Below are 8,490 nucleotides of genomic sequence, written 5' to 3' on the forward strand. Positions count from 1 at the left end.
TATCCGGAGAAGCGCACGAGGACGAAGGGCGCGATGGTCGCAGATTCCCGGAATCTCATTCTTATCCCCCCACCGATGCGACGAAACGAGCGACGAGCAAGGCCACGACAGCCAGGTAGGCGAGTGCCAGCAGGCCGTATCCGAGATACAGCAGGCGGAGCCGGCGGCTGGCGAACTCGTGGTGATGCGAGGAGGGAAGACGGAGAACAAGGGTGAGCAGGTACTGGATCGCCCTGCGACGGAACGAGTGATGCCCGGTCGCCGCCTCGATCGCGTGCAACCCGTCACTTGGCAACAAAGGGTTGACGTCGTTCGCGAGGGTCATCAGAAGGGTGTACGCGACCGCCGCGGCGAGCGCGCGGAGCGTGGGGTCGTCCGTGGCGAAGGCCAGCGTTCCCGCTATGCCGGCGTTCAGCGCGTCGACGACGATCCCCGACGTGGTGATGACGACCAACGGTGTACGGCGGTTGAGCCGGTAGGCGTGTGAACGATCGACATAGGGTCTGGGCAGAATCCAGAACCAGAAGGCGATCCCGGCCTCGGGAACCGTCACACCGTAATATCGGCAAGCCAGCCAGTGGCTGGCCTCGTGCAACATCAGGTGGAGCAGAAGGACGAGCGGGATCGCGATCGAGGCGCTCCCGAGGGCCCTGACGTCGAGCAGCCGGGTCGCCGCCAGTGCGGCCACGCCGGCCGCCAGTAGGACGACCGCGCATACGAAGGCTCCTGCGGCGATTCGCGTCAGGCTCCGGGGCGTCGCGGGCTTGCCGGAGGCCGCCGGCGGAGAAGGGTCACGCACCAGGACGAGCCGCCGCATGGGTATCTCCGCCAAGACCCGGGCGGCTCCGCCGCGCAGGCCTTTCGCCGGGGGCGGGACGTCCAGCAGCCCCATCTCGCGGATCTCCGACAGGAATCTCGTGACCGTGTGCGCCGCCGCGGATTCCTGGACCTGGAACAGGCCGGAAATCTTCTGAACCAGATAGCCGGGGGTGACGCCTTCCTTTAAATGCGGGACAAACATCCGCGAGCTGCGGCCGAGCTGAAAATATCGCCCGGTGTCCTTTCGGTACAGCAGCACACCGGGATTGTTTTCGGAAACAATCTCCACGGACGGGGCGAAGGCGACCGGGAGGTCCCAGGCCAGCTGCGCGTCATCCACCAAACCGGATGCGGCATCGGGGCGCGGCATCGGACTGGGACCTCCCCTTTTCCTAGTCTCTCAGGCTCAGCCGGTGGCGGATGAGCCGGCGGTGGAGACGGTGCTCGCGCTGCTGCACGTGCCGGTGGAGAAAGTGAAGCCGGTGCTCAGGCTGGAGCCGAACGAGCGACCGGCGTCCATCTCGTCGCCGGACAGCTCACGAGCGAAGAGCTCGAAATCCGTGGCGAAATCCGGTGCGAGACCATGATCCTGCATGGTTAACCCCTTCTTCTTGCTTGCCATTTCTTTGGGCAATTCGACTATTGCATGCGCCGATTGATCGAGTGAAGTTGAATTCGATGTGACGTGGATCACATGTACAATAAAAAGAAAATAGTTTCCTCTCGGCAACTAAATGAATCGATGAAATTGATTCATTGGATTCATTTCACGGACGCCGGGGCTCTCCTGAGAAGGGGCAGGCCCCTGCCAGGGGTGATGCCGGGATGACGAGGCCGGTTTCTGTCGGGTCCGGCTGGTACTGATGATCACCACAACGATTTCGATGACTTGTGGAGCTGCGCGATGGCAACGGTCACCTTCCGGGACGAGACCGCGACGGGAAAGCCGATAGAGGAGTTCTCGCTCCCCGACCTGCCCGAAAGCATTTCGGCGCGGGAGCTTGTCCGGCTCCGCGTCCGCGAGGAGGTCGCCCGCTACAACGCGGCTCCCGCTCCCCGGTTCAACGGCCTGGTCCGGCCGGTGGACGCCGAGGTGGAGCTGAACGGCTACCGGATGGGCGCGGGACGGCGGATCGACTGGGAGAAGCAGGCGGACGCCGCCGAGCGGGCGTTCCGGCGCAACGGGTTCCTGCTGCTCGCCGGGGAGCGTCAGATCGAGGATCTGTCCGAGCTGATCGATCTGACCGTCGACCCGGTCGTGTCGTTCATCAAGCTCGTCCCGCTGGTCGGGGGCTGAGCATGGGCGTCATCGACGATTTCCCGCACGCTCACGACCATGTCATCCGTCAGATGGACGCATCGGCCCGCGCTGTCTTCGCTGGGTTCGACGCGGCCTTCGCCGCGGGGCAGGAGCTCCCCGGAGAGAAGGCCGACTTGCGGATGTTCGGCCGCTGGGCGCAGTTGCGGCTCAGCCTGGGAATGGAGGGGGGTCACGACTACGACGAGCGGGTGCTGCGTGTGACCCGGTCCGTCGCCGAAGCCGACATCCCGTGGACGGCCGGGGACGTCAGATTCCTCTGGTCGGCCGCCCATTCACTGATGACCTGGCTGCACACCAACTATCCGGAGCTGTACCGGATCCCGCTCGCCGCGATCCGCAGAATGGGGTACGCGGACCGCCGCCGCATCCTGGAGTGGACGCCGGGCTGGTTCCGTCAATACCACCGGCCGGTCTGGGACGCGCTCCACCACCAGTTGGAGGACGTGCTGACCGAACCCGCCGAGAACGGCCCGGCAGGCGTGGTGCGGAACGTGATCTGGGACTGCGACGGCATCGCCCGCCTGCTGGCCGAGGAGTATGGCCCGCGCCTGGCCGCTCCCGAGATCCTGCCGCTGCTGCGCCACTGGAACACCGCCAGGTCCTCCAAGCCCAGCGGGAAATGGCTCAAGACCGCCCGGACGCTCCTGACCTCCGAGGCCGCCGGCCTGGTCCGCGAGATCCTCGCCTTGGTCGCGGCCCATCGGGAGAAGAGGGTCGATCGCCGCTCCGACGAGGGCTACGAATGGACGGAGACCGTCTTCCTGCACGAACGCACCGCTGTACCGGTGCGCGGCATGGTGTGGACGTGCGAGCTGATCGACGAGCCATGGGTGACCCAGCTCCTCGGCGACCTCGCCCTGACCTGTGGGACGGGGATCGGCGGGGCGGGAGCCAACTGCCGCAGCGAGATGCTCGCCAACGCCGCCGTGAACGTCCTGGCCCGCCGCGGCGGGCTGGACACCGTCGCGTCACTGGCCAGGGTCCAGGTCAAGGTCCGCAAGAAGTCCGTGCTGGCCAACGTGGCGCGCACCCTGGACGCGGTGGCCGAGCAGGCGGGGCTGACCCGCGAGCAGCTGCTGGACCGCACCGTGCCGGCCTTCGGACTCGGCCCGGACGGGGTGCGGGAGGAGAAGATCGGTGACTGTCTCGTACGGCTCTGCGCCGACGGTCCCGCGCTCCGCTACGTCAACGCCGCAGGGAAGACCATCAAGTCGGTGCCACAGGCGATCCGCCAGGACCCCGCGCTGGCCGTGCTCAAGACCACGTTGAAGGAGCTCAAGCAGGCGCTTCCGGCCGAGCGGTTCCGGCTGGAGCGGGCGCTGATCGAGGAACGGACCTGGCATTGGCGGCAGGTGACGGAGTTCTTCCTCGACCACCCGGTTACCGGCCTGTACGCCCGGAATCTGATCTGGCAGATCCTTCAGGGCCAGGCCGGGCTCCCCGTCAGAACCGACTCCGGCTGGGAACTCACCGATCCGCAGGGCCGCAGGGTCCAGCCGGACCCCGACGCCCCGATCCGGCTGTGGCACCCGATCCGGGAGACGGCCGAGGACGTCCGGACCTGGCGCGACCACCTGCTGGAGCACGGGATCCGCCAGCCGTACAAGCAGGCGTTCCGCGAGGTCTACCTGCTGACCCCGGCAGAGGAGCACACCCGCACCTTCTCCAACCGGTTCGCCGGGCACGTGCTCCGGTACGGCCAGGCCAAGACGCTGCTGAACCAGCGCGGCTGGACCGGCCTGTCCATCGGCCACTGGGACTACGAGTGCGGCGGTGACCAGGGCGAGGCGGTCAGGGAGCTGTCCGGCTGGCGGGTCCGCTGGGGCATGCACGTGGTCAGCGACCCGGCGGCCGACGGGTGGGAGACCGCTTCCCTCTGCGCCACCGAGCAGATCACCTTCTACCGGGACGGGCAGGAGGAGCTCTCCGGCCACGACTGGGCGGGCAACCGCACCGCGCTGGAGGGGGTGCCGCTGACGGAGGTGCCGCCGCTGGTGCTGTCGGAGGTGCTCCGCGACGCCGACCTGGCCGTCGGGGTCACCTCGGTCGGCCTGGACCAGCAGGCCGCGGGCGGGCACGAGGACTACTGGCACTCCTACGGGTTCGGCGAGCTCACCGAGACCGCCAGGACCCGGCGCGACGCGCTCGCCCGGCTCCTGCCCCGGTTGAGGATCGCCGAGCGGGCGGAGCTGACCGACCGGTTCCTGCGGGTGCGCGGAGACCGGCGGACCTACCGGATCCACCTGGGGTCGGGCAACATCCTGATGGAGCCCAACGACGCCTACCTGTGCATCGTCCCCGGGCGCGACCGCGCCGCCGCGTCCGTCTTCCTGCCCTTCGAGGAGGACGGCGGCATGCTGTCGGTCATCCTGTCCAAGGCGTTCCTGCTCGCCGACGACACGGCCATCACCGATCCGTCGATCACCCGCCAGCTCGACGCCTGAGGGCGCCGTGGCGGATCGTTGATCGACTCCCGGGAAACGGCCCGTTAGGGTGGGGCGCTTTGCCGGCTTGATCCTTTTCTCGTCACCCAGACCTGATCATTCTTCTCACCCCCCAGGGAAGTCCACGTGCGCCCCCATCGTCCCGGCCGCTACCGCTTCGGATGGCCCGCCGCGCTTTTCGCAGGTGGCTATCTCGTCGCGGTCGTCGTGTCCGGCGTCATCGCGGTGGTGCGCGGCGACGGCGAGGTCGTCTGGTGGCTCGTGGTCCGCCGGTGGCGGCCCTTGGAACCGGGGTGGTACGCGCTGGTCCTGGTCCTGGCGGGAGGGGTGCAGGGCTGGGCCCTGTGGCAGATTCTCCGGGGGCGGGTGGTCGGCCAGGACACCGCTCCGGACAGGCACGTCCGCCGGCTGCGGAGGGTGCTCTACGCCTACCTGGCCGTCCAGCTGATCTTCTACGTGCTCTTCTTACTCCCGTCGCCCTGGTGGGTGGACGTCGCTCGGGATATCGGGCGACTCGCCCTCGTGGTGCTGTTCCACCGGGTGCTGGACGGCACCCCCCGGGCGCTGAGGTTCATCGCGTTCGCGGCCGGGACGCTCGGCGTGGTGGGCTCGATCGGCGAGGAGGTGTTCGACGAGCTCGACATCCGTGCCGTCGAGCAGATCTTCGACCTTGTCGGGCTGGACGGGTTGCTCTGGTCGCTCTGGATGGCGCTGATCCTCGTGGCCCAGGCGCGGGACGGCCGGTGGGGCAGGGGTGCCGTGTGGTCGGGGGCCGCGAGCGTGGTGCTGGCGTCTCTCGTCATGCCGCTGGCACTCGGTGGCTTCGACAGCTTCAGCGCCCCCGCTTTCACCGTGATCCTCGGCGTCTCCGGTGCGCGCGCCATCCTCATGCTGGTGTGGCTGGCGCGGTCCGCCCACGATCTCGCGGGAGCCGTACCGCGCCGGGAGAGGCCGGTCCCGGCCAGGGTCCCGCTCGGACGGTGGCCGCTGCCGGTCGCCGCGGTCGTGCTGCCGCTGCTGCCCGCGCTCGCCCACCTCGCCCACGGTCTGCCGTTCTGGATCGGCCCGAGGGGGGCGGTCGAGTCGGCGTTCCGCACGCGTTTCACCGGCTCGGGTCTGCTGCTCTGGCTGAGCTTCGACCTCCTCGTCGGGGTGGGGGGCCTCGCCGTCCTGGTCCTGGTCGCGGTGGTGCGCAGGACGCGCCGCCTGGTGCGGGCGACGGCGTGCTCCTTGGTCATCGCCGCCGCGGTCGGGGCTGTCACCGCAGTCACGACCCGGGCCGCCCCGGACCACACCGCCGCCGAGTCGTTGGGCGGCGACATGGTGTTCGACTACGAGGGCGCGCAGATCTATCCCGACTGGATGTTCGCCCCCGACGTGGAGACCGGCGAGATCTTCTTCGGCATCTCACCGCTGTGGCACAGCGCCGCCTTCACCGTCTCCGCGATCATCCTGATGTCCCTGTACGGCAGGCGCCCGGCCCGGCGCTCGCCGTACCGGGTGGCTGTGGCGGTCGCGGTGTCGGTCGTGGCGCTCTCCCTCCTCCCGGTGGCGGACCACGCGCGCGGCCCGTTCACCTCGCGGAGCGACTGCGAGCGGGCCCGGTCCACAGCCGGGGAGTACGGGCAGCACGTCGAGTCTCGCCCGATGACCGGGGAGACGGCCTTCGTGTGCGAGGCGCGCGGGTCCGACGGGCCGCCGTTCGGGCAGGGCACACCCGACCTGGCGCTGGTGGCGTACGGGCACCGGCTGTGCGGCGTCTACACGCGGAACGACCCACGGGAGATCGCCCGCGTCCGCGAGGCCAGTGGCGTCGACGTGCGCGGGCTGACCTACCCTCTCGACGAGATCTGCCCGCGCGCCGCCGCGATCGTCAAGGCGAGGATCGACGCGGAGGACCGCGAGATCGCGGAGCGGGAGGCGGAGGAGCAGCGCAAGTGCGATGCGGCGCCTCGCCACCGCCCCCTGATCAGGCCGGAGTCGGCATCGGTGCGCAGGGAACCGCTGTGGACCGACCACGGCGTCCTGGAGGCGTACGAGGAGGACGGTTACAACGACCCCTTCGAGGACGGCCTGTACGAGCTTCTGGAGAAGAACGGGCTGGTGGCCGCGCTCCCCGGCCATCTGATGATCAGCATCTATGCCGATCCCAGGGTCTGCGTCACGACCGAGACCTACCGGCGTCGCCCGCCCGTGGAGACCAAGGGGTGGCACCACGTCGTCGAGGTCGGCTATCAAAGCCCGACCGGCGAGATCAAGCTCAGAGACGCGATGGGCGGTCCCGAACTCCCCGACCTCGCCGTCCGGGGCAAGGGCCACTACCGGATCCGCGTCCACTACGCCTGGCTCCCGTGGAAGGGCGAGAAGCGCGCTGGGCAGCGGCTGCTGATCATGGCGTATCCGGGACGCGGGGACGAGGTCGTCGTCCACCGCGAGCGGACCGACCCGTGACCGTCATCCGCAGCGGCTGGGGCGCCGAGTACTTCGGCATGAGCCCGCCGTACGTGCCGGGGGCGGGTCAGTCTCCGGGGTACTTCGTGAGCCAGTCGCCGGTGGGCTCATGGCCGCCGGTGGACCAGGCCGCGAAGTCGTCGGCGAGTTCGGTGATGGCGTCACGGCCTTCGAGATGGACGAGCCAGTCGCCGGGGAGTGAGGCCTCGCCGTGGAGGGCGCCCAGGAGGTTGCCGCAGACGGCGCCGGTGGAGTCGCTGTCACCGGAGTGGTTGACCGCGAGCAGCAATGCCTGCCGGATATCGCCGGGCTCAGGGTTGACCAGGGCGCAGTAGACCGCGATCGCGAGCGCCTCCTCGGCGATCCACGCCCCGCCGAGCGACTCGACCCTCTCCGGGCTCGGGGCGCCTTCCGCCGCGAGGGACACGGCGGCGCGCAGCGCTCCGGTGGTCTCCTCGTGGGAGGGATAGGCAGCCAGCAGGTCCATCGCCCTCCGTACGGCCTGCGCGAGCGGCGCGCTGTCCGTCGCGGAGTCGTCCGTGGCGAGGTCGTTCATCAGGAAGTGGACGATGGCGGCGAAGGCGCCCGCGGCGAGGTAGCCGGTGGGGTGACCGTGGGTGACCTGGGCGCACTCGGCGGCCAGCTCGAACGCGTGCCGGGCACTCCGTGCGCGGAATCCGAAGGGGGCCGAGCGCATGACCGTTCCGCAGCCCTTGGAGCCGGGGTTGACCGGTCCCGGCTCACCGAACGGCGCGGGAGCGGCGGCCTGTCCGTGGCGCAGGCCTGACAGGCAGGCGTTGCCGGGGGCCCGCCGGGAGTAGAGCCATCTCTGCTCGCGGAGCCGGCCGGTGCGGACCCCGCCGTCCGCGGGCGGCGGGGAGGAGTGCTGCTGGGTGTCCAGCCAGCGCAGGTAGGCCCGCCGTACGGCGGTGACGTTCTCCCCGCGGATCAGCCCCTCCAGGGTGAACAGCGTCATCTGGGTGTCATCGGTGATCAGACCGACCTTGCCGCGCCAGTCGGGGGCCGGCTCGGTCAGGCCCGCGGAGCCGTACTGCCTGCGGATCCCGCCGAGCGATTCGAACTCGACGGGGGCGCCGAGCGCGTCGCCGAGCGCGCCGCCCAGGAGGCAACCTCTCACGCGGCTGCGGTACTCCGGCAGGTCATCGATGGGACGGCGCACGATCAACTCCTTGGGTCTCCCCCGGCTGCCAACGGGCGACGGGAAGCTCCAGTGGCGGCCTCAGGAGGTATGACGAGAGGGCTGCGGTCCAGGCTAATACGGCGGCTTCTGGTGCGTATGCGGTGTTTCTCCGCCGCCAGCGCGGATCCCGCCGCGAGCAGGAGAACCCGGAGCATGGGCCGCCGCCCGGCGGAGGCCTCCCGAACAGGACGGACGGATTTCGTCGATCCGGCAGCGGACTGCTCCGGGTCGGGGGTAGGGGAGGGGCTCCGGCG

At 69.6% G+C, this 8,490-nt stretch carries 6 protein-coding genes; 3 read left to right on the plus strand and 3 right to left on the minus strand.

From position 1 onward, the window contains the following. Positions 1-61: 61 nt before the first annotated feature. The gene (locus tag CA984_RS21580; protein WP_086575173.1) at positions 62-1,189 is read right to left on the minus strand and encodes a hypothetical protein; all 1,128 of its coding nucleotides are present in this window, start codon (positions 1,187-1,189) and stop codon (positions 62-64) included. Between the two features lie 36 nt (positions 1,190-1,225). After that, the gene (locus CA984_RS21585) at positions 1,226-1,513 is read right to left on the minus strand and encodes a hypothetical protein (protein ID WP_133061738.1); all 288 of its coding nucleotides are present in this window, start codon (positions 1,511-1,513) and stop codon (positions 1,226-1,228) included. A gap of 210 nt (positions 1,514-1,723) precedes the next feature. Here CA984_RS21585 and CA984_RS21590 point away from each other — a divergent pair, with 210 nt between their 5' ends. The 3 genes from CA984_RS21590 to CA984_RS21600 all read left to right on the plus strand — a co-directional run bounded on the left by CA984_RS21590 (position 1,724) and on the right by CA984_RS21600 (position 7,035). Beyond that, on the plus strand, positions 1,724-2,116 hold the full coding sequence (locus CA984_RS21590; RefSeq protein ID WP_086575176.1) for a hypothetical protein: 393 nt from the start codon (positions 1,724-1,726) through the stop codon (positions 2,114-2,116). A gap of 53 nt (positions 2,117-2,169) precedes the next feature. Further along, positions 2,170-4,584: a DUF4132 domain-containing protein gene (locus tag CA984_RS21595; protein WP_165781353.1), complete on the plus strand. Its 2,415-nt coding sequence runs from the start codon at positions 2,170-2,172 to the stop codon at positions 4,582-4,584. A gap of 126 nt (positions 4,585-4,710) precedes the next feature. Next, positions 4,711-7,035 (plus strand): hypothetical protein, encoded by a 2,325-nt coding sequence (locus CA984_RS21600; RefSeq protein WP_086575180.1) that lies wholly within the window; start codon positions 4,711-4,713, stop codon positions 7,033-7,035. 67 nt (positions 7,036-7,102) lie between these two features. Here CA984_RS21600 and CA984_RS21605 read toward each other — a convergent pair whose 3' ends face one another. Then, on the minus strand, positions 7,103-8,215 hold the full coding sequence (locus tag CA984_RS21605; protein WP_086575181.1) for an ADP-ribosylglycohydrolase family protein: 1,113 nt from the start codon (positions 8,213-8,215) through the stop codon (positions 7,103-7,105). Between the last annotated feature and the right edge of the window lie 275 nt (positions 8,216-8,490).

It is taken from the genome of Streptosporangium minutum, from assembly GCF_002149035.1.
GTDB classification, from domain to species: Bacteria; Actinomycetota; Actinomycetes; order Streptosporangiales; family Streptosporangiaceae; genus Streptosporangium; species Streptosporangium minutum.